The following is a 20,804-nucleotide window of genomic DNA, read 5'->3' as shown; positions in this document are numbered from 1 at the left end:
GACCTACGCCGCCATGTGGTGGGCCAGCGGCAGATGGGGGTCGCTCTCGCCCGGGGCCGGCTCCGGGTCCGCGTGCACCAGGGCCGCGGTCAGGCGCGGTACCGCATGCAGCAGCGCGTGCTCGGCGTCCACGGCGATGCGGTGGGCCTCGCGCACCGTCGCCTCGCCGTCCACCACGACCGCCACCTCGGCGCGCAGCCGGTGCCCGATCCAGCGCAGCCGCAGTTCACCCACCCCGCGCACCCCGGGCACCTCGGTCAGGGCCCGCTCGGCCCGGTCCACCAGGGCCGGGTCGACGGCGTCCATCACCCGGCGGAACACCTCCCGGGCCGCGTCCCGCAGTACCAGGACGATCGCCGCCGTGATCGCCAGCCCGACGATCGGATCGGCCGGCTGCCACCCCAGGGCCGAACCGCCGGCGCCCAGCAGTACGGCCAGGGAGGTGAAGCCGTCGGTTCGGGCGTGCAGACCGTCGGCGACCAGCGCGGCCGAGCCGATGGAGCGGCCGACGCGGATGCGGTAGCGGGCCACCCACTCGTTTCCGGCGAAGCCGACGACAGCGGCCACGGCGACCGCCGGGACGTGTTCGACCGGGCGCGGATCCAGCAGCCGGTCCACGGCCGTCCAGCCCGCGAAGACCGCGGACGCCGCGATCGTCAGCACGATGACGAGTCCGGCCAGGTCCTCGGCGCGTCCGTAGCCGTACGTGAAGCGGCGCGTGGCAGCGCGCCGGCCCAGTACGAAGGCGATGCCGAGCGGGACGGCGGTCAGCGCGTCCGCGGTGTTGTGCACCGTGTCCCCGAGCAGTGCCACCGACCCCGAGACGGCCACGACGGCCGCCTGGGCCAGCGCCGTCACGCCGAGCACGGCGAGCGAGACCCACAGTGCCCGCATCCCGCGCGCCGAGGACTCCAGGGCGGAGTCGACCTTGTCGGCGGTCTCGTGCGAGTGCGGGGTGAGGAGGTGGCCCATCCGGTGGCGCAGACCGTGCCGGTGGCCGTGGCCGTCGTCGTGACCCTGGTCGTGGCCATGCTGGTGGGAGTGGGTGTGCTCGTGCCGTTCGCTCACGTGGATCCCCTTCCGGTGCGCGCGGGAGTGGACGTACCCCTGCCGTGGCGCCATTATGTGCGTATGAGCGCACGCATGCACCTGTCATCTGCACACGATGCGCATCCGCGCAGTCCGGGCGAGGAACAGTTCGCACTGGCCGCGGAGCTCCTCGCTCTGCTGGGGGACCGGACCCGGCTCGCCCTGCTGCACGCGCTGACCGGGGGAGAGGCCGACGTCACGACGCTCACGGAGGCATGCGGGGCGGCCAGGCCGGCCGTCAGCCAGCACCTGGCGCGACTGCGCCTGGCGGGCCTGGTGAACACGCGCAAGGAGGGCCGCCGGGTGATCTACTCACTGCGCGACGGTCATCTGCGCCGGCTCGTCGACGAGGCGCTCAACGTGGCCGACCACCGGCTCAGCGACCGCCCCCTGCACGACTGAGCACGGCTCGCTCGGTGGCGCGCCGCCGTCCCGATGAGTACGGCTCGCTGGTAACGCGCCGCGGGCCCGGCGAGTGCGGCTCGCTGGTAACGCGCCGCGGGCCCGGCGAGTGCGGCTCGCTGGTAACGCGCCGCCGTCCCGGCGAGTGCGGCTCGCTGAGTAACGCGCCGCCGTCCCGACGGGTACGCCTCGCTGAGTAACGCGCCGCCGTCCCGACGGGTACGCCTCGCTCAGTAACGCGCCGCCGTCCCGAGGTACTGCTCGGCGAAGGCGGCCGCCGCGGCGGGCGAGGTGAACAGGCGGCGCAGCCGGGCGAGCGCGGTGCCCGCGCGGAACGGGTCGCCCGCCGCCGCCCCGTGGAACACCTCGGACAGCCACTGCGAGAACTCCTGGTAGTCCCACACACGCCGCAGGCACGCCTGCTCGTAGCCGGCCAGACCGCTGTCGTCGCCCGTGGCCAGCCGGGCGACCAGGGCGTCGCCCAGCAGGAAGGCGTCGTGCAGGGCGAGGTTCATGCCCTTGGCGGCGATGGGGGCGACCAGGTGGGCCGCGTCACCGGCGAGGTGGAGCCGGCCGTGCACCATCGGCTCGACCACGTAGTCGTGCATGTCCAGCACACGCTTCTCGATCAGCCGCCCCTCGGCCGGCGGGGGCGCGCCCGCCGCCCCGAGCCGCTGCTGGAGCTCCGACCAGACGCGCTCGTGCGGCCAGTGGTCCGGGTCGTCGCCCGGCGGGCACTGGAGGTAGTAGCGGGTCACCTCCGGGCTGCGGGGCATCTGGCCGGCGAACCCGCGCGGGTGGCAGCCGAACAGTACGCAGTCGGCGGACGGTGGCGCCTCGGCGAGCAGGGCCAGCCAGCCGATGCCGTAGTCGTGCCGCGCTATCCGGATCCGCTCGGGAGGAAGCGCGGCCCGGGTCGCCCCGCGTGCCCCGTCGCACCCGGCGACGAAGTCGCAGTACACCACCCGGCGTTCAGCCGTCTCGGAGCAGGTGTACGACACCGACGGCCGGTCGCTGTCGACGTCGTGCAGCTCAACGTCCCTGACTCCGAAACGGACTTCACCGCCGCGGACGTCGGCGTACTCGCGCACCAGGTCCGTCACCAGCAATGGCTGCGGATAGACAAAGTGGTGACTGTCTGTCAGCTCGCTGTACGAGAAGCGGTAGCGCTCCCCGTCGAAGCGGAACTCGCACGCGGTGTGCAGTTCCGCGCGGTCGAGCAGGTTCCGGGCGAGGCCCCGCTTCTCCAGGCCCCGTACGGCCCATTCCTCGATGACCCCGGCGCGGGGCCGCTGTTCGATGAACTCGCGGGTCTCCGACTCCAGCACCAGGCACTCCACGGACGCGGCCCGCAGGATGTTGCCGACGGTCAGCCCCGCCGGACCGGCGCCCACGACGACAACCGGAACGCGGTGCTGGGGCGACGAGTCGGTGCGAGGGGCCGGCGGAGTCACCCGCACATTATGTCGGCCTGCGCCCCGAGCGAGGAGGGGGCCGCAGCGGTAATGTTGAGGGCCCTGACGACAGCGAGGATCGGTTGCCGCCATGACGGATCTGCTCCCCCTCGCGGCGCTGTCCGCCGCGGCCCTCACCGAGGGCGTCAGATTCCTCTACGACCAGGCGGGCGAGCTGCTCAGAGCCCGCCGTGAACGCCGCGCGGAGCGGTCCGCCGCGGACACCCCGGCCGTCGTCGCCGAACCGGCCGTCCTGCCCGCGGCCGACCCCGCCGCTGTGGAGCGGTTCTCCGGGGAACTGCGCGCGCTGCGCGCCGATCTGCACGAAGTCGCCTCCGGAGTCGACGAGATCGACCCGTCGGACGAAGCGCTGGTCCGGCGCGTCGACGCCCTGCGCCGCGTCCTCGAGGCCGTGTACGGCATCGCCGTGACGTTCGACGGGGAGACAGGGGCGCAGGACGTGCCGCGCACCCACGGGCGGATCGACGTCGACGCCGTCGCCGGCTACGTCGCGGCCGTCCGGGCCGACCGGCCCTCGGGGTGGATCAAGGGCGACATCCGGGCCGGGCGGGTCGAAGCGGGTGGCGAGGCGATCGGCGTCGACCTCCGCGACCAGCGGTGACGGCCACGGGTGCCGGCAGTAGCGGTCCCGGGCTGCACTTCCAGGACCTGATCACGGACCGCGCCACGGCGTTCGTACCGCGCCCCTGGCTGACGGGCGACATCGAGCGGGGCCTCTCGGACGCCACCACACGCATCGTGCTCGTCACGGGCGAACCGGGGGCGGGCAAGACCAGCCTGCTCGCCGGCCTGGCCCGCGCTCACCCCGAGTGGCAGCACTACTTCATCCGCAAGGACAGCCGGACCGCGCTCGCCGGCAGCGACCTCCAGTCGTTCCTGCTCACCATCGGTCACCAACTGGCCCGTTTGCGACCGGAGTTGTTCGAGCCGCAGCGGCTGGAAGTCACCGTCGACCAGCGCATCGGGACGGTGGAGGCGGGAGCCAGGGCGGTCGGCATCCGCATCGACGACCTGCGTTCCTCCCCGTTCCACCGGACCGCGTCCCTACGCGTCGAACAGGACATCCTCCGGGTTTCGGGCAGCGCCCTGGGCGTCGAGATCGGGACCACGACCGTGGAGCCGCGACTGCTCGAACCGGGGGTCCTCGCCCACCTGGCGCTGACCGGTCCGGCGCAGGTGCTGCTGTCCGACGCGCCGGACGAGCGGATCGTGATCCTCGTCGACGCCCTCGACGAAGGCGCCCACGATCCCGGCCCGACCCTGCTCGACTGGCTCGCCACGGGCCCGCAACTCCCGGCGAACGTACGGGTCGTCGTCACCTCGCGCCCGCACGCCGCGCTCGACCGGCTCCGCTCCGCCCGCGGCGGGAGCCTCGCCGAGATCACCATCGACCCGCTGTCGCCGCAGGTGCGGGACGACCTGCTTGCCTACGCCGACCAGCAATTGGCCCCGGAGACGACCGCGAAGGCGCTGCGCGCGAACGGACGTGACCCGGTGGAGTTCGCCCGCGCACTCGTGCGGCAGGCGAGCGGAAACTTCCTGTACGTGGCGATGTATCTGCAGGCCCTGCACCGGGCGATCGAGGAGGACGACTCACCGCTCACCGCCCGCCTGACCAACGCCGACGCCGTGCCGGACGGCCTCCACGGCCTCTACGCGTTCTTCGTCGAAACCGCGCGCGCGGACCTCGAACGCCTCGGCATGCTCGACATCAGCGACCCCCTGACCCCCACCGACCTGGTCACTCCCGCCTGGGAGGGAGCCGCTCAGCCTCTCCTCGGCGTCCTGACCGTAGCGCGCGAGCCACTGACACCCGAACAACTGCGCACCCTGGCCGGGATCCGGGTCTGGCCTCGGGCGGTTCACTCGGTGCTGAGCCGGATCCGCTGGCTGCTGTCGGTCCGGGACGGCCGATACGCCTTCTACCACCCGTCCGTCGCCCAGTTTCTGACGGACCCTCAGGTAACCCGGGAGAACCCCGACTGGGGCGTCGCCGAACAGGAGTGGCACGAGCGCATCGTGCGCCACTACCGCGCCGGGGCCCCGTCCTGGGCGGACGTCGACTGGCCGGCGGTGGACCGGTACGGCCTGGCCCACCTCGCTCACCATCTCGTCCAGTGCCGGCCCGCGATCGCCGCCGAGGTGCCGGACCTGGTGTGCCCGGGGCTGCGCCTGGCCGGCCGGGCCGCGTTCGGCTCCGACCGGTACTTCGCCAGGGTCGTCGAGACGGCCGCCGACCACCTGCTCGACGGCGCTCCCACACCGTCGGCCACCCCGACGGTGCTCTTCCTCGCCACGGTACGGCGTCAGTTACGGCGGGCGACCTCCATGGCGGCGCCCGCCGTGTACGGGCTGCTGGCCCGGCTCGGCCGGGTCGACGAGGCCATGACGCGGCTCAGCGCGCTGGCGCCGTCCGGGCAGCAGGTGGCCGCCCTGCTCGAGGTGCACCGCTACACCGCGCATCCGGTGCGCCGGACGGCCGTGCGCGAACTGCTGGGCGAGGCCGCGTCCGTGGCGCCGCTCGACACACACGACTCCGTGCGGGGTTTCGTGGAGGAGGCGGCACGCAGGCTCGCTCCCCACGACCTGCGGCTGGCCCTTCACCTCTGGCAGCGGACCCAGCGCGAGGCCTGGAAACCGGCTCCGCCCGACGACGTGCTGCGTGCCGCGGCCGACGAGGCCGACCACGGCGACGCCATCGAACTCGTGGCGGGGATGAGCTCCGGGCGTTGTGGCGCCTACCTCGACCTCGCGGACCGGGCCCACGGCGCTGGCCGGGACGAGCTGCTGGCGTGGACCGGGCGCGCCCTGCGCCACGCCGCTCCCGCGGAGCGGCTGACGTCCTTCGTACGCCTCGCCGGGACGCTGCGGGCCACGCGACCCGAACACGCCGACCGCCTCGCCGAGCAGGCGCTGCGGGAACTGGCCGAAGCCTGGCCCGGGGAGGACGGTGCGCTCGCCCAGGCGGTGGCCGAGGCGGCCGAACACGCCGCGGGACCGTTCCCGGCGCTGTCGCGAGAGCTGCTGCGCCGTCTGGAGGCCGTGGAGGTGACGGGCCTGGTCACCGACGCCTTCTTCCACGCCGCACGCACCTGGGCGGCCCTCGGTGACGTCCCTGCCGCGCACCGGCTGATCGACCGGGTCCTGGGCTTCGGCAACGGTGTCTGGTACACGAACAAGGCCGCGAAGGTACTCGCCACCTTCGACGGCGAGGCGGCGACGGCGTTGATCGACGCCACCTGCGCTCGGGTTCCCCCCGAGCCGTCGTCTCGGGACATGTTCAGCCGACTGCACCACGACGGGGACCTGGAGACCCTCGCCGAGGCCTTGGCCGGCCGTGCCCCGGAGCGGGCCGTGGCCTACGCCCGCGCGATCGCCACCACCGAGTGGCAGCCGCCCTTCAAGGACCGCTACTCGACCCTCGCGCTCGTCGCCCACCGGCGCGCCGACACAGGCGACCTGGCCATGGCCCGCTCGCTCCTGGACGAGGCGCTGCACGCCGCCGAGGAGGTGCCGCCCGTGGCCGACCCGCCGATGTGGGGCTTCTACCACCTGGCGGGAGAAGGGGGTGGCGTGGCCCGGGGGAACACCGTCGGCGGTCCCGTGGCCGAGATGCCCATGGTGGTCAACCACACCAACGACTGGCGCCGGCTCGTCGAACAACGCTTCCACCGCGATCCGTCGGACGTCCTGCGCGCCATGGCGCCCGGCACCTGGTCGGTCGGGCACCCGTACTCCTGGGCCCGTACGATCCGCTGCTTCGCCGAGGCCGTCGCCGTACGGGACCCGGACCGAGCCCGGACGCTCGTGCACGCCCTGACCGATCCCGGCGAGCGAGTCGTCGGACTCGCCGGGCTCTTCGGGACCGCCGCAGGAGCGGACCGGGCGGCGGCCGACCGGCTGTGGGCCGAGTTCGGACAGGCGTACGCCGAGATACCCCGGTACGAGTGGAACCTGCCGCAGGAGCAGGACGGGCCCCTGGCCTATGTGCGCCCCGACCACCGCAGCAGATTCGAGGCCGCGGTGCGGATCGTGCCGTGGGAGGCCGACCGGGCCATGGAGTTCCTCGGCGCCGACGGCAACCCGTACCTGCTGTACATGTTCCAATTGGCCTTCGGCGCCGATGCCTCCCGCCGCTACGCCTTCGACGCGGTGGCCGGCCGGCAGCCGTACCCGCCGTTCGCCTACGCGCACCGCTCCCTGCTCGGGATGCCCCCGGACATCCACGGGCCGCTGCTCACCGGTGTGATGCTCGCCCCGGCCATCGCCAACGAGTGCATCGTGACCGCGGCCGGGGCGCCCCCGGCCGTCGAGTCCCTGCCGGTCCTGGAGGACGCGCTGTACGCGGCCTACGTGGACATGGCTCTCTTCGGCCCGCAGGCCGGCGCCGCACGGGTGCGGCCGCTGCTGGACTCGCCGAGGCTTCCGGCCGTGGCGGCGCTGGTGGCCCGCGCGGCCGAGATCCACGGTGCGGGCCACCCGGCCGTAGCGGAGCTGTGCGCCGACGTCGTGGCCGCGGCGGAACGGGCCGAAGCCGCCCAGTACGCGGTGACGTTGCTGCAACTGGCCCGCTCCCCGGCCACGGCCGGCCTGGTCGACGCGGAGAACCTGCTGGAGCGGACGCTCGCGCTCTCGGACAATCCCTGGGAACGCGTGGAGCGTGACGAAGTGCTGCGCGAGCTGTTCGCCATCCTCCTGGGCAGGTCTCCCGCAACCGCGCTGCGGCTGCTGTACGACCGTACCGCGGACGGCTGGGCCATGGCGACGGCGATGCTGGAGAACGCCGTCGCCCCGCTCCTCGAAGCCCTGGGGCCGGACGCTCCGCTGCTGCTCCACCGGGGCCTGCGGCGTGCCGTGGCCTGCGTTTCGGCGCGGGGCCGCACGGACATGCCGTCGATCGACGGTGTCCGTACGGCCCTCGGCGACTGACCGGGGCGGGCCGTCAGTGGACGGCCACCTCGGTGGCGGCCACCTCCCCGATGCTCCGCTCGATCTCCTCCGGCCGGGAGGCCGACGCCCTGGCCCAGTAGTAGATCGCCAGCGAGAACACCGTGATGACCGCGCTGTCCCACCACAGTCCGATGTGTCTCTGGCCGCCGAAGCCGCCCTGCCAGGAGATGACGCCCATGCCCAGCAGGTAGACGGGCAGCCACTGGGCGGCCTTCCAGTCGAGCCGGGGAGCGTCGGGCAGGCCCTTGCTCGTGGCGTACCAGGCGTAGCCGCCGAGCAGGACGTAGCCGAGGACGATGGCCACGCCGAGCCGCCACAGGGTGTCCCAGGTGGACCAGTAGATGATGAGATCGGCCACCACGAAGGACAGCGGCGAGAGGACCTTCCCGCCGGGCAGGCGGTAGGGGCGTTCCCGGTGTGGCAGCCGGTCGGCGAAGACGCCGTAGGCCAGCGGGGCACCCGCGTACATCAGCACGCTCGCCGAGGTGATGAAGCCGACCAGCTGCTGCCAGCTCGGGAACGGCAGGAAGCAGACCACGCCCGTCACGAAGGACACGATCAGTCCGAGCCATGGCACGCCGCGCGCGTCGGTGCGGACGAACAGCTTCGGCGCGTAGCCGTTGCGGGCCAGTCCGTAGGAGACCCGGGACGTGGCCGTCGTGTAGATCAGGCCGGTGCCGCCCGGGGAGACCACCGCGTCCAGGTACAGCACGACGCTCAGCCAGCCGAGGCCCAGCAAAGTCGCGAGCCCGGCCCACGGGCCGCTGATGCCGGGGTAGTCGAGCTTGGTCCAGCCGTGCGCGAACGAGCCCAGCGGCAGGGCGGCGATGAAGACGACCTGGAGCAGGACGTAGACGGCCGCTCCGATGGCGACCGAACCGATCGTCGCGCGCGGCAGATCCCGCTGCGGGTCGCGGCTCTCGCCCGCCAGCTGGATCGCCTGCTCGAAGCCCAGCAGGGCGAAGATGATGCCGCTGGAACTGACGGCACTCAGCACACCATGGGCGCCGAACGGTGCGAAGCCGTGCTCGGTGAAGTTGCCCGGGTGGAAGTTGCCCGCCGCGATGATGAAGATCGCCGCCAGCGGCACGGCCACCTTCCACCAGGTGGCGGCGCTGTTGGTGTGCGCCAGGATCCGCACCCCGAGGAAGTTGACGACGACGAACACGGCCATCAGGACGACCGCGACGACGAAGCCGCTCGTCGTCAGCGTCCCGTCCTTCGGGTGCTGGAAACCCTGCGCCCAGTGCCAGTGCCCGGCGTAGCCGATCATGGCCTCGACCTCGATCGGTGCCACCGTCGCGGCCTGGAGCCAGGAGAACCAGCCGAAGGACATGCCGGCCAGTCCGCCGAACGCGTAGTGCGGATAACGGGCTGTGCCGCCGGCGACCGGGAACATGCCGCCGAGTTCCGCGTGCACCAGGGCCAGCAGCACGATCGCCACCGCACCGATCAGCCAGGACAGGATCGCCGCGGGGCCGGCCGCCACGACGGCCTTCTCGGCGCCGTACAACCAGCCCGAGCCGATGATGGAACCGACCGAGGCCCACATGAGCCCGATCAGTCCGACCTCCCGGCGCAGGCCGTCTCTTTCCATGGATTCAGGGGCCTCTCATAGATGAGCTCGCAGAGTCCGGCGAGCAGGAGGCCTCAGGTTAGGAATCGGTCATCCGACCGAAGAAGACGAGTTGTGCAGCCTTGACCGGGCGCGGGTATTTCCTGGCGAACGCTTCAGGGTTTCTGTACGCCGTGATGAGACAGCCGTGGGATCTCGATCGCCGGGCAGCGGTCCATCACCATCTCCAGGCCCGCCGCGCGGGCCCGGTCGTACGCCGCCTCGTCGACCACGTCGAGCTGGAACCAGACGCCCTTCGCGCCCTTGGCGACCGCCTCGTCCGCGACGGCGCCGGCGAGGTCGCTGTTCACGAACACGTCCACGACGTCCACGTCGAAGGGGATGTCCGCCAGGCTCGCGTAGCCCTTCTCCCCGTGCACCGTCTCCGCCTTCGGATGCACGGGCACCACACGCTTGCCGAAGCGCTGGAGCACGGCGGCGACGCCGTACGCCGCGCGCTGCCGGTTCGACGACAGGCCCACCACGGCCCAGGTGTCGCCGAGCTCGGTGAGGATCCTGCGGACCGTTGCCTCGTCGCCGTACACCGGCGGCCTCCTCGGAAGTCGTGGGCAAGCTGCTCTCCGTTCAACGGCGCCGGGTGCGCGGTGATTCCCCGGACGGCCCCCGTGATAGCTTGCCGGGGCCAGTCGAACCCATGTACGTGGGTCAGGGAATCCGGTGCGAATCCGGAACTGACGCGCAGCGGTGAGGGGGACGGGCGGGGCCTTTGCCACTGGACTCCTTCGCGGACGTCCGGGAAGGCGCTCCGACCCGGGTGAACCCGAGTCCGAAGACCTGCTGGCGGCCCCCGCGGCCGCGCGCGGCGGGGGAGCTCCGTACGACCGGGCTCCGCGATCGAGCCCTCGACGACTGAGGACTGGTTCCCGTGCCCCTCGCCCGACCCGCCCGTGCCGCCGTTCTGCTCGCGGCCGGCTCCCTTCTCGTGACCGGCTGCGGCGGCAGCACGTCCACCGACGCGAAGGCCGCCGTCACGCTCACCGACTGCGGGCACGAGGTCCGCGTCCCGGCCCCGCCGCGGCACGCCGTGTCCCTCAACCAGGGCACCACCGAGATCCTGCTCTCCCTCGGTCTCGCCGACCGCCTCGCGGGCACGGCCACCTGGACCGACCCCGTGATGAAGGGACTGGAGAAGGCGAACGCGACGGTGCCGCGCATCGCCGACGACACCCCCTCCTTCGAACGCGTCCTGGACACCGAGCCCGACTTCGTCGCCGCGTCCTTCGTCTCCACCCTCGGCAAGGGCGGCGTCGCCACCCGCGAGCAGTTCGAGAAGCTCGGCGTCCCCACCTACGTCTCCCCGTCCGACTGCGCCGGCAAGGACAACTCGGGCGGCGGCGACGGCGCACGCGACAAGGCCCTGGACATCGACACCGTCTACGGCGAAGTCCACGACCTCGCGACCGTGTTCGGCGTGAGGAAACGCGGCGACGACCTCGTGGCCTCCCTCCGGGAGCGCATGAAGAAGGCCACGAAGGGCATCGACGCCTCCGACGTCACCCTCCTCTACTGGTTCGCGAACTCCGAGTCGCCCTACATGGCGGGCTGTTGCGGAGCACCCGGCATCATCACCCGGGCCCTCGGAGCGAAGAACGTCTTCGACGACACCCACGAGGAGTGGCCACAGGTCAACTGGGAGACGGTCGCGGACCGCGACCCCGACGTCCTCGTCATCGGCGACCTGACCCGGGAGTCCCAGACCGCCGAGTCGGCCGCGAAGAAGATCGCCTTCCTGGAGTCCAACCCGGTCACCAGGAACATGGACGCCGTCCGGCACAAGCGGTACGTGCTGCTCAGCGGGCAGGCCATGAACCCGACGATCCGCACCGTCGAGGGCGTGGAACAGGTCGCCGCCGGGCTGCGCCGGTTCGGGCTGGTGAAGTGACCGCCCGGGAGCAGGAGCCGCCGTCCGCCCGGCCCGGGGGTGGGGCCGGGCTCGCGCTGGGCATGGCCGGGGCCGTCGCGCTCGTGGTCTCCCTCGCCGTGGCCATCACCATCGGTCCCGCCGACCTCGGCGTCGCCGAGGTGTGGGCCGTCGTGGCCGCCCATCTCGGCCTCGGCAGCTCGGGGCTGACGCCGATCCGGGACGGGATCGTCTGGCAGCTGCGACTGCCGCGCACTCTGCTCGCCGCCGTGTGCGGGGCCGGACTGGCGGTGTGCGGGGCGGTGATGCAGTCCCTGCTGCGCAACCCGCTCGCCGACCCGTTCGTGCTCGGGGTGTCCTCGGGCGCCTCCACCGGAGCGGTCCTCGTCGTCGTGCTCGGCGTGGGCGGCGGCGCCCTCCCGGTGTCCGCGGGCGCGTTCCTCGGCGCCCTGCTGTCCTTCGCGCTGGTGCTCCTGCTCAGCCACACCCTCGGCGGCACCACCGACCGGGTCGTCCTCGCGGGCGTCGCCGCCATGCAGCTCTTCTCCGCGCTCACCTCCTTCGTCGTGATGACCTCCGCCGACGCCGAGACGACCCGCGGCGTGCTGTTCTGGCTCCTCGGCTCGCTCGGCGGCGCCGGCTGGGCCGACGTGTGGCTGTGCCTGGCCGTGCTGGCGGTGGCGCTGGTGGTGTGCCTGTCGTACGCCCGAACCCTCGACGCCTTCGCCTTCGGGCAGGACGCGGCCGCCGCGCTCGGGGTGTCCGTCGCCCGCACCCGCCTGGCCCTGCTGTGCGTCACCGCCCTGCTCACGGCGGCTCTGGTCAGCTCGGCCGGGGCGATCGGCTTCGTCGGACTGGTCCTGCCGCACGCCGCACGGGCCCTCACCGGTCCCGGGCACGCACGGATGCTGCCGGTCACCGCCCTCGCGGGAGCGGTCTTCCTGGTGTGGGTGGACACCCTGGCCCGTACCGTCCTCGATCCGCAGGAGGTGCCGGTGGGGGTCGTGACCTCGCTGATCGGGGTGCCGGCGTTCGTGGCGGTGCTGTACCGGACACGGAGGGTGCGGTGAGCGGCGCGGGGGCGTCGGCGGGGGCGGGGCTGCGGGCCGACCGGGTCAGCCGCCGCGCCGACGGGCGCCTCATCCTGGACGGCGTCGCCCTCGCGCCGGAGACCGGCTCCACGGTCGGCGTGCTCGGCCCCAACGGCTCCGGCAAGTCCACGCTGCTGAGGCTGCTCGCCGGGCTGCTCACGCCGACCTCGGGAGTCGTCACCCTCGACGGCACGCCCCTGGCCGACCTGCCCCGTCGCACGGTCGCGCGCCGCCTCGCGGTCGTCGAGCAACAATCGGACACTCAGGTCGAGTTGACGGTCGAGGATGTCGTACGGCTGGGCCGCGTCCCGCACCGCCGCGCCTGGACGCCCGCCTCGGCCGACGACGAACGGGCGGTGCGCGCCGCCCTGGAGCGCACGGGCCTCGCCGACCGGGCCGGGCGGCTCTGGCACACCCTCTCGGGCGGCGAACGCCAGCGGGTGCAGATCGCCCGCGCGCTCGCGCAGGAACCCCGCGAGCTCCTCCTCGACGAACCCACCAACCACCTGGACATCCACCACCAGCTCGACCTGCTCGCCCTGGTCACGGCCCTGCCCGTCACCGCCGTCGTCGCCCTGCACGACCTCAACCTCGCGGCGATGTACTGCGATCGGGTCGTCGTGCTGTGCGCGGGGAGGGTGGTGGCGGCGGGCCCCGCACGAGACGTCCTCACGGCGGAACTCATCGCCGAGGTGTACGGGGTGCGGGCCACCGTCAGCCCGGAAGGGCCCGAAGGGCGGCCTCATGTGCGGTTCCTCGGGACACTGAACTGAGAGGAGCGGCCACCCACCCCAGGGGTGAGCGATCGCGCCACGGTGGCCGGAAAAGTCCCGGCCTGCCTGCGCGGGCCCGTCCGCCCGCCTACGCTCGCCTCGTGCTGCGCATCATCGACGCCCGAACCCGCGAGCCGGTCGACGCCGCCCCGGCCCGCCGGGGCCTGACCCGCGTCCAGGTGCACGCGTCGGACTCCGACACGACGGACCTGCGGGTGCTGCTCGTCGGGGACCTGCTCGTGCGGACCCTGGAACTCGGCGGCACACCGGTCTGGGCGCTGCTGACCGGCGGCAACCGGCAGGCGGAGCTGCGCGCGGGCGCCACGACACTCGGCATCCGCCCCTTCGAGGACAGCCCTGACGTCGGTGCCGGTCTGGGCGAGTCCCAGGTCGTCCATGTCGCCGCCGAGGGCGCGGCGGTACCCGACGGGGTGCGGATCGCCGTCGCACCGGTCGAGCCGGGCCCGCCGCACCACAGTGACCCCGCCGCCCTGCGCCTCGCTCTGATCACCCGGCACCACAGCGCCCCGGTCCGGCTTGAGCCCGCCGGACTCGACGAGGCCGGCGCCACCCTCGCCCGCTGGCGCGCCGCGGTCGCCCGCTGGGCGCGACAGCCCTCGCGGCCCGTCCCCGACGGCGTACGGGAGCGGCTGCGCGAAGCCTGGGACGACGACCTGGACGTGCCGCGGGTGCTGGAGGTCCTGCGCCAGGTCGAGACCGAGCCGGACCTCGCGGACGGCGCCCGCTTCGAGACATACGCGTACGCCGACCGGCTCCTCGGCCTCGACCTCGCCGGCGACCTGGGATCGCCGGCATGATCGCCCGCAGCAGCGCCGGCCCGCTGCGCCGCCTGATCGTGTTGCGGCACGCCAAGTCGGCCTGGCCCCTGGACGTCGCCGACCACGAACGCCCCCTCGCCCCGCGCGGCCGCCGGGACGCACCCGCGGCGGGACGGGCCCTGGCCGACGCCGACCTCCTGCCCGACCTCGCGCTGTGCTCCACCGCCGTCCGCGCCCGCCGGACCTGGGACCTGGCCGCGGCCGAGTGGGGCACGCCCCCGCCGGTCAGGCACGACCGGCGCCTGTACGCCGCCGGCCCGTCCGGCCTGATGGCCGTGGTGCACGAGGTGCCCGCCGAGGTGGAGACGTTGCTGCTGATCGGCCACAACCCCGGGCTGGAGGAACTGGTCCTGGCTCTCGCCGGTGACGGCCTCGACGACACCCTGGAGCAGGTCCGCACAAAATTCCCCACCTCTGCCATCGCCGTCCTGTCCTGGCACGGCACGACCTGGCAGGCGCTGGCCCCCGGCGCCGCGCTGCTCACGTCCGTGACGGTGCCCCGGGGCGCGAAGCACTAGTGCCACGGCGGCAACGTCCGCCCCGTCGCGGCGCGGCGCTGGCCCCCGGCGCCGCGCTGCTCACGTCCGTGACGGTGCCCCGGGGCGCGAAGCACTAGTGCCACGGCGGCAACGCCTCCCCCGTCGCGGCGCCCCGGCACGCTCCCTCGAACTCTTCGAGCAGAGGCCCTCTTGCAGGACCGCGGAAAACATGACGGGGGCCCTCACGCGCCGTACCGCCGCTCCTCGACGGGCAACCGCTGCCTGCAGCGGCATCAGCCCTGGCCTTCGCGCCGGCATGGGGCCTTTCCGGTGATGTGCGCCGGGCTTGCGCTGCGCACACGTCCCGCGGCGGGTATGGCGTCTGAGTCGAACACCGTGCCGACCCATGAGGAGACCAGCCATGCACGCAGTGATCCGGCGGTACGAAGGGGTGACCGACCCGGCCGAGGCGGGGCGCCGGGTGAACGAGGAGTTCCTGCCGCTCGTCCGCCAGGTCCAGGGGTTCGTGGCCTACTACTGGGTCGACGCCGGCGGCGGGGTGATGGTGTCCACCGGTGTCTTCCAGGACCGGGCCGGCGCCGAGGAGTCGACCGAGAGAGCCGGGGACTTCGTACGGCAGCGGCTTGCCGAACTGCTGCCGCATCCGCCCCAGGTGACGGCCGGCGAGGTCGTGGCCCACTCGTAGCGGAGCTCTCGACGGTTCCGGCCCGCCCGAGGTGTCGCGGGCCGCCCTCCGGGGCACACAGAGGCAGCCGCCCCGTCGGGACGCTCCCGACCAGGGGAATAGGCTGGCCCGATGCAGGACGAATACCGCACGGTGGCCGGTGCCGGCGTGCACGAGACCGAGGTCAGCCGCTCCCGCTTCCTGTGCGCCCTCGCCCCGGTGGCCACCGAGCAGGAGGCTCAGGACTTCATCGCCTCGGTCCGCAAGGAGCACGCCGACGCCTCCCACAACTGCTGGGCCTACGTCATCGGCGCCGACGCCTTGGTGCAGAAGGCGAGCGACGACGGCGAACCCGGCGGCACCGCAGGCGTCCCCATGCTCCAGATGCTGCTGCGCCGCGACATGCGGTACGTCGTCGCCGTCGTCACCCGCTACTTCGGCGGGGTCAAGCTCGGAGCGGGCGGGCTCATCCGGGCGTACGGCGGAGCGGTCGGCGAGGCCCTGGACGCCCTCGGCACCCGCACCCGCCGCAGGTTCCGGCTGGCCACGGTCACGGTCGACCACCAGCGGGCCGGCAAGCTGGAGAACGACCTGCGCACCACCGGCCGCGAAGTCCGGGACGTGCACTACGGCGAGGCGGTCACCCTCGAGATCGCCCTCCCGGACTCCGACGTGGACGCCTTCCGCTCCTGGCTCGCCGACGCCACCGCCGGCACGGCCGGTTTCGAAACGGGCGGGGAGACGTACGGGGACGTGTGACGGCGGCTCCGCCTCGCACGCGGCGTGCGGCAGGGAAGCTACCGACCGGCCCTGCCGAGGTCAGCGGTCGGCGACGGTTCGGCCCTCCGCGCCCTCCGCATGCCCGGCAGCCGTCCTCGCCGGGAGGGGAGTGCCCGGTCACCCGGAGCAGGGCCGAGGCCGCGCTCCCTCTCGACCGGTGGCTGCGGGAGTGCCGCATCGCCCGGAATGACCTGCTTCACGGCACAGTTACGGACATTTCCTCTGAATTGCTGCCGCACAGGCGTGACGCTCCGGGGTTCGTGGTGGACCGGGTGCCCACAGGCGTTAGCGTGGTGGGCTGACAGCGAGCCGGACCGGCTCGCGTCGCCGACGAACGAACCGTAGGGGGAGACATGCAGGTCGGAGCGGCGTCTTGAGGCTGCTGCACACCTCCGACTGGCATCTCGGCCGGGCCTTCCACCGGGTGAACATGCTCGGTGCCCAGGCCGAGTTCATCGGCCACCTCGTCACGACCGTGCGGGAGCGCGCCGTGGACGCGGTGGTCGTGTCGGGGGACGTCTATGACCGGGCGGTGCCGCCGCTCGCGGCGGTCGAGCTGTTCGACGACGCCCTGCACCGCCTCGCCGACCTCGGCGTGCCGACGGTGATGATCTCCGGCAACCACGACTCGGCCCGCCGGCTGGGCGTCGGGGCGGGGCTCATCGGGCGGGCCGGCATCCATCTCCGGACAGAACCTGCCGCGGCCGGCACTCCGGTCATGCTGGCCGACGCCCACGGCGACGTCGCCTTCTACGGGCTGCCCTATCTCGAACCGTCCCTGGTCAAGGACGAGTTCGGGGTGGACAAGGCCGGGCACGAGGCCGTTCTCGCCGCCGCGATGGACCGGGTCCGCGCCGACCTCGCCGCGCGCCCGCCCGGCACCCGCTCCGTCGTCCTCGCCCACGCCTTCGTCACGGGTGGTGAACCCAGCGACAGTGAGCGGGACATCACCGTCGGTGGCGTCGCCGCGGTCCCCGCCGGGGTGTTCGACGGCGTCGACTACGTGGCGCTCGGGCATCTGCACGGCTGCCAGACCCTCACCGACCGCGTCCGCTACTGCGGTTCACCGCTGCCCTACTCCTTCTCCGAGGCCGCCCACCGCAAGAGCATGTGGCTGGTCGACCTGGCCGCGGACGGCTCCGTCGACGCCGAGCGCGTCGACTGCCCGGTGCCCCGCGCCCTCGCCCGCATCCGCGGCACGCTGGAGGATCTGCTCGCCGATGCGGACCTGGCACGGTACGAGCAGGCCTGGGTCGAGGCGACCCTCACCGACCCCGTCCGCCCCGCCGACCCGATGGCCCGGCTCGCCGAACGCTTCCCGCACACGCTCAGCCTCGTCTTCGACCCCGACCGCGACGACGACGAGTCCGAGGTGTCATACGCCCGGCGCCTGGCCGGGCGCAGCGACCAGCAGATCGCCGAGGACTTCGTCGCCCATGTGCGCGGCGCCGGACCCGACCCGCACGAACGGGGCGTGCTCCGCGACGCGTTCGACGCGGTACGGGCGGACGAGACCGTACGGGAGGTGGCCCGGTGAGGCTCCACCGGCTCGCGGTCACCGCCTTCGGACCCTTCGGGGGCACGCAGACCGTCGACTTCGACGAGCTGTCGGCGGCAGGCCTGTTCCTGCTGCACGGACCCACCGGCGCGGGCAAGACATCCGTCCTGGACGCCGTCTGCTACGCCCTCTACGGCGCGGTGCCGGGCGCCCGGCAGGGCGGTGGCCAGGGCACGGCCCTGCGCAGCGACCACGCCGCTCCCGCCACCCGCACCGAGGTCACCCTCGACCTCACCGTCGCCGGGCGCCGCCTGGAGGTAACCCGTCAGCCGCCCTGGGAGCGCCCCAAGAAACGCGGCACCGGCACGACCCTGGACAAGGCCCAGACCTGGCTGCGCGAGTACGACGCGACGGCCGGGGCCTGGAAGGACCTCAGCCGCTCCCACCAGGAGATCGGCGAGGAGATCACCCAGCTGCTCGGCATGAGCCGGGAACAGTTCTGCCAGGTCGTGCTGCTGCCGCAGGGCGACTTCGCCCGGTTCCTGCGCGCCGACGCCGAGGCCCGTGGCAAGCTGCTGGGCCGCCTGTTCGACACCCGCCGCTTCGCCGACGTCGAAAAGCGCCTCGCCGAGCGGCGTCGCACCACCGAGGCCCAGGTGCGGGACGGGGACGCGGACCTTCTGGCCGACGCCCACCGCATGCAGCAGGTTGCGGACGACGCCATGGAGCTGCCCGAACTCGCCCCGGGCGAACCGGGGCTCGCCGAGGCGGTGCTGAGCGCCGCCGCCGTCGCCCGCAGCACCGCCCGCGAGCAGCTCACCGTCGCCGCGTGCACGCTCACCGCGGCCGAGTCCGCGCAGGCCGCCGCCGGCCGCGCCCTGGACGAGGTACGCGAACTGGCCCGGCTTCAGCGGCGGTTCGACGAGGCACGCGAACGGGCGGCGCGCGTGGAACAGGGAGCCGAGGCCTACCGGGAGGCCCAGGCCCTCATGGAGCGGGCCCGCAAGGCCGAAGCCGTCGCGCCCGCCCTCGACCTGCGGGAAGCCTCCGAAGCCGAACACCGCCGGGCGGCCGCCGCCGAGGTACGCGCGCGTGCCCTGCTGCCGGATACCTTCGCCGACGCGGGCGCGGCCGGACTCGCCGCCGCAGCACGCCGGGCCGCCGAGGAACTGGGCGGGCTCGACTCGGCCCGTCGCGCCGAGCGGCGACTGGCCGAACTCCTCGACGAGCGCGCCGGCCTGGACCGCCAGGAACGCGTAGACGCCGACCTCCTGCAGGAGGCGGAGGCCTGGCTCGACGGCTGGGAGGAGCGGCGCACCGCACTCCAGAACCGCGTCGACTCCGCGCAGCAGGCCGCCGCCCTCGCCGAGCAGCTCGGCGCACGACGTGAGCCCGCGCAGCAGCGGCTGCGGGCGGCCCGCATGCGCGACCGGCTCGCCCAGGACACGGACCGGGCGGTCGACCGGGTCCGCACGGCGCGGGACGAGACGCTGCGGGCCAAGCAGCACTGGCTCGACCTCAAGGAGCAGCGCCTGAACGGCATCGCCGCCGAACTGGCCGCGAACCTCACCGACGGCGAGCCCTGCGCCGTCTGCGGCGCCACCGAACACCCCGCCCCCGCCCGCAAGGTCGCCGGGCACGTGGACCGCGAGGCGGAGGAGCACGCCCTCACCGCCTACCAGCGCGCCGACGAGCAGCGTGCCGAGGACGAACGGCGCCTCGGCCTCGTACGGGAGGCGCTCGCCGCCGCCACCGCGGAGGCCGGTGACACGCCGACCGGGCAACTCGACGACGAATTGGCGGAGTTGGAGGAGCGGTACGCGCAGGCCCGCAGTGCCGCCGCCGAGCTGCACGCCGCGCAGGAGCGGCTGCGGCAGGCCGGGCAGGAGCACGAACGACGCCTCGCCGCCCGGCAGGAGACCGCGGTGCGGACCGCCTCCCGGGTCGGTCACCGGGAGCGGCTGGACCACGAACGGGCCGCGCTGGAGGAGGAACTGGACCGGGCACGGGGCTCCCTGGACAGTGTCGCCGCGCGGGCCGCGCAGCTGGAGCGGCGGACCGCACTGCTCACGGACGCCGCCGACGCCGCCCGTGTGGCCGAGGACACCGCCCAGCGGCTGAAGGACGCCGACGCCCGGCTCGCCGACGCCGCCTTCCGGGCCGGCTTCGAGACCCCGCAGGCCGCGGCCGACGCCCTCCTCGACCGCGCCGCCCACCGCGAACTGCAACGCCGCCTGGACGCCTGGCAGCACGAGGAGGTCGCCGTACGGACCGTCCTCGCCGAGGCCGACACGGCCGCGGCGGCCCGCGAGCCGCGGGCCGATCCGGACGCGGCGCGGCGGGCCGTCGACGCGGCGGTCCGGCGGCTGCGCGACGCCGCCTCCGCCCATGACGCCGCCGAGCGGCGCTGCGCCGACCTCGACCGCCTCTCCGCCCGGGCGACCGCCTCCGTACGCCGGCTGGCGCCGCTGCGTCAGGAGTACGACCGCGTGGCCCGGATGGCCGGACTCGCCGCCGGCACCTCGGCGGACAACGAACGCCGGATGCGTTTGGAGTCGTACGTCCTGGCGGCGAGGCTGGAGCAGGTCGCCGCCGCCGCGACCGTACGGCTGCGGCGCATGTCGTCCGGCCGCTACACCCTCGTCCACTCCGACGACCGCAGCGGCCGCGGCCGCAGCGGACTCGGGCTGCACGTCGTCGACGCCTGGACCGGCCGTGAACGCGACACGGCGACGCTCTCGGGCGGCGAGACGTTCTTCGCCTCGCTCGCGCTGGCCCTCGGCCTCGCCGACGTCGTCACGGACGAGGCGGGCGGGGTGCGGCTGGACACGCTGTTCATCGACGAGGGCTTCGGCAGCCTCGACGACCAGACCCTGGACGAGGTCCTCGACGTGCTCGACTCCCTGCGCGAACGCGACCGCAGCGTCGGCATCGTCAGCCATGTCGCCGACCTGCGGCGGCGGATCCACGCACAACTCGAGGTGGTGAAGGGCCGGTCCGGGTCGACACTGCGGCAGCGCGGCGCCGGCTGAGGTCAGCGGCCCAGGGGCGCCGGGGGAGGGGCGAGGAGTACACCACGCTCGTGGTCACCGGGCCCAGCGCCCCGGTCTTCCCCGACACTTCCTCCCCTTGCGCGCGAGGGGCCGGGATTCGAGACCTGGCAGGGGCGCGAGCGGCGGGCCCCGGGCCCCCTGACGGCCCCCCGTGGGCGCGGACGACTGCGGTTGCCGAACTCCTGATCCTTTG

General features: G+C 73.7%; 16 protein-coding genes, 1 pseudogene and 1 riboswitch. Of the genes and pseudogenes, 12 read left to right on the top strand and 5 right to left on the bottom strand.

Annotated features, from left to right (window positions below; translation table 11 throughout):
• Positions 1-3 precede the first annotated feature (3 nt).
• Positions 4-1,068 carry a cation diffusion facilitator family transporter gene (locus tag ACZ7EG_RS32825; protein WP_471086960.1) on the bottom strand — a complete coding sequence of 355 codons (1,065 nt, stop codon included), beginning with the start codon at positions 1,066-1,068 and terminating at the stop codon, positions 4-6.
• Positions 1,069-1,131: 63 nt separating this feature from the next.
• On the opposite strand from ACZ7EG_RS32825, the gene ACZ7EG_RS32820 reads away from it, so the two are divergent.
• Complete coding sequence (locus ACZ7EG_RS32820; protein WP_391250974.1) at positions 1,132-1,491, top strand: ArsR/SmtB family transcription factor; 360 nt, start codon at positions 1,132-1,134, stop codon at positions 1,489-1,491.
• 230 nt (positions 1,492-1,721) lie between these two features.
• Here ACZ7EG_RS32820 and ACZ7EG_RS32815 read toward each other — a convergent pair whose 3' ends face one another.
• Positions 1,722-2,945 (bottom strand): 4-hydroxybenzoate 3-monooxygenase, encoded by a 1,224-nt coding sequence (locus ACZ7EG_RS32815; RefSeq protein WP_471086957.1) that lies wholly within the window; start codon positions 2,943-2,945, stop codon positions 1,722-1,724.
• A gap of 91 nt (positions 2,946-3,036) precedes the next feature.
• Here ACZ7EG_RS32815 and ACZ7EG_RS32810 point away from each other — a divergent pair, with 91 nt between their 5' ends.
• Together ACZ7EG_RS32810 and ACZ7EG_RS32805 are read left to right on the top strand one after the other, a co-directional pair.
• Positions 3,037-3,567 carry a hypothetical protein gene (locus tag ACZ7EG_RS32810; protein ID WP_471086955.1) on the top strand — a complete coding sequence of 177 codons (531 nt, stop codon included), beginning with the start codon at positions 3,037-3,039 and terminating at the stop codon, positions 3,565-3,567.
• Positions 3,564-7,895 carry a hypothetical protein gene (locus ACZ7EG_RS32805; RefSeq protein WP_471086952.1) on the top strand — a complete coding sequence of 1,444 codons (4,332 nt, stop codon included), beginning with the start codon at positions 3,564-3,566 and terminating at the stop codon, positions 7,893-7,895. The genes ACZ7EG_RS32810 and ACZ7EG_RS32805 overlap by 4 nt, the downstream gene beginning before the upstream one ends.
• Positions 7,896-7,908: 13 nt before the next feature.
• On the opposite strand, the gene ACZ7EG_RS32800 is transcribed toward ACZ7EG_RS32805, so the two are convergent.
• Positions 7,909-9,513 carry an APC family permease gene (locus ACZ7EG_RS32800; protein ID WP_471086949.1) on the bottom strand — a complete coding sequence of 535 codons (1,605 nt, stop codon included), beginning with the start codon at positions 9,511-9,513 and terminating at the stop codon, positions 7,909-7,911.
• A gap of 134 nt (positions 9,514-9,647) precedes the next feature.
• Positions 9,648-10,076, bottom strand: a complete 429-nt coding sequence (locus ACZ7EG_RS32795) for a CoA-binding protein (RefSeq protein ID WP_471086946.1) — start codon at positions 10,074-10,076, stop codon at positions 9,648-9,650.
• Between the two features lie 97 nt (positions 10,077-10,173).
• Positions 10,174-10,334, top strand: a riboswitch (cobalamin riboswitch).
• 83 nt (positions 10,335-10,417) lie between these two features.
• Between ACZ7EG_RS32795 and ACZ7EG_RS32790 the strand changes: the two genes are divergently transcribed.
• The 9 genes from ACZ7EG_RS32790 to ACZ7EG_RS32750 all read left to right on the top strand — a co-directional run bounded on the left by ACZ7EG_RS32790 (position 10,418) and on the right by ACZ7EG_RS32750 (position 20,590).
• Positions 10,418-11,434, top strand: coding sequence for an ABC transporter substrate-binding protein (locus ACZ7EG_RS32790; protein ID WP_471086943.1), 1,017 nt, complete (start codon positions 10,418-10,420; stop codon positions 11,432-11,434).
• Positions 11,435-11,496: 62 nt separating this feature from the next.
• Complete coding sequence (locus ACZ7EG_RS32785; protein ID WP_471087186.1) at positions 11,497-12,483, top strand: FecCD family ABC transporter permease; 987 nt, start codon at positions 11,497-11,499, stop codon at positions 12,481-12,483.
• Positions 12,480-13,277: an ABC transporter ATP-binding protein gene (locus ACZ7EG_RS32780; protein WP_471086940.1), complete on the top strand. Its 798-nt coding sequence runs from the start codon at positions 12,480-12,482 to the stop codon at positions 13,275-13,277. Before ACZ7EG_RS32785 ends, ACZ7EG_RS32780 begins: the two co-directional genes overlap by 4 nt.
• 101 nt (positions 13,278-13,378) lie before the next feature.
• Positions 13,379-14,095 (top strand): hypothetical protein, encoded by a 717-nt coding sequence (locus tag ACZ7EG_RS32775; RefSeq protein WP_471086937.1) that lies wholly within the window; start codon positions 13,379-13,381, stop codon positions 14,093-14,095.
• Positions 14,092-14,634 (top strand): SixA phosphatase family protein, encoded by a 543-nt coding sequence (locus ACZ7EG_RS32770; protein ID WP_471086934.1) that lies wholly within the window; start codon positions 14,092-14,094, stop codon positions 14,632-14,634. The genes ACZ7EG_RS32775 and ACZ7EG_RS32770 overlap by 4 nt, the downstream gene beginning before the upstream one ends.
• 382 nt (positions 14,635-15,016) lie before the next feature.
• Positions 15,017-15,301 carry a hypothetical protein gene (locus tag ACZ7EG_RS32765; RefSeq protein ID WP_471086931.1) on the top strand — a complete coding sequence of 95 codons (285 nt, stop codon included), beginning with the start codon at positions 15,017-15,019 and terminating at the stop codon, positions 15,299-15,301.
• 111 nt (positions 15,302-15,412) lie between these two features.
• Positions 15,413-16,039 (top strand): YigZ family protein, encoded by a 627-nt coding sequence (locus ACZ7EG_RS32760; protein WP_471086928.1) that lies wholly within the window; start codon positions 15,413-15,415, stop codon positions 16,037-16,039.
• Positions 16,040-16,433: 394 nt separating this feature from the next.
• The gene (locus ACZ7EG_RS32755) at positions 16,434-17,597 is read left to right on the top strand and encodes an exonuclease SbcCD subunit D (RefSeq protein WP_471086925.1); all 1,164 of its coding nucleotides are present in this window, start codon (positions 16,434-16,436) and stop codon (positions 17,595-17,597) included.
• Positions 17,594-20,590 carry an AAA family ATPase gene (locus ACZ7EG_RS32750; RefSeq protein ID WP_471086922.1) on the top strand — a complete coding sequence of 999 codons (2,997 nt, stop codon included), beginning with the start codon at positions 17,594-17,596 and terminating at the stop codon, positions 20,588-20,590. The genes ACZ7EG_RS32755 and ACZ7EG_RS32750 overlap by 4 nt, the downstream gene beginning before the upstream one ends.
• Before the next feature lie 13 nt (positions 20,591-20,603).
• Here the strand turns inward: ACZ7EG_RS32750 and ACZ7EG_RS32745 are convergent.
• Positions 20,604-20,684: pseudogene (locus ACZ7EG_RS32745) on the bottom strand (Lrp/AsnC family transcriptional regulator); the annotation flags it as partial.
• Positions 20,685-20,804: the final 120 nt, after the last annotated feature.

This window comes from Streptomyces sp. NPDC037100 (assembly GCF_055606225.1).
Note: the sequence above shows the minus strand (reverse complement) of the source record. Positions and strands in the feature narration are given on the sequence as shown.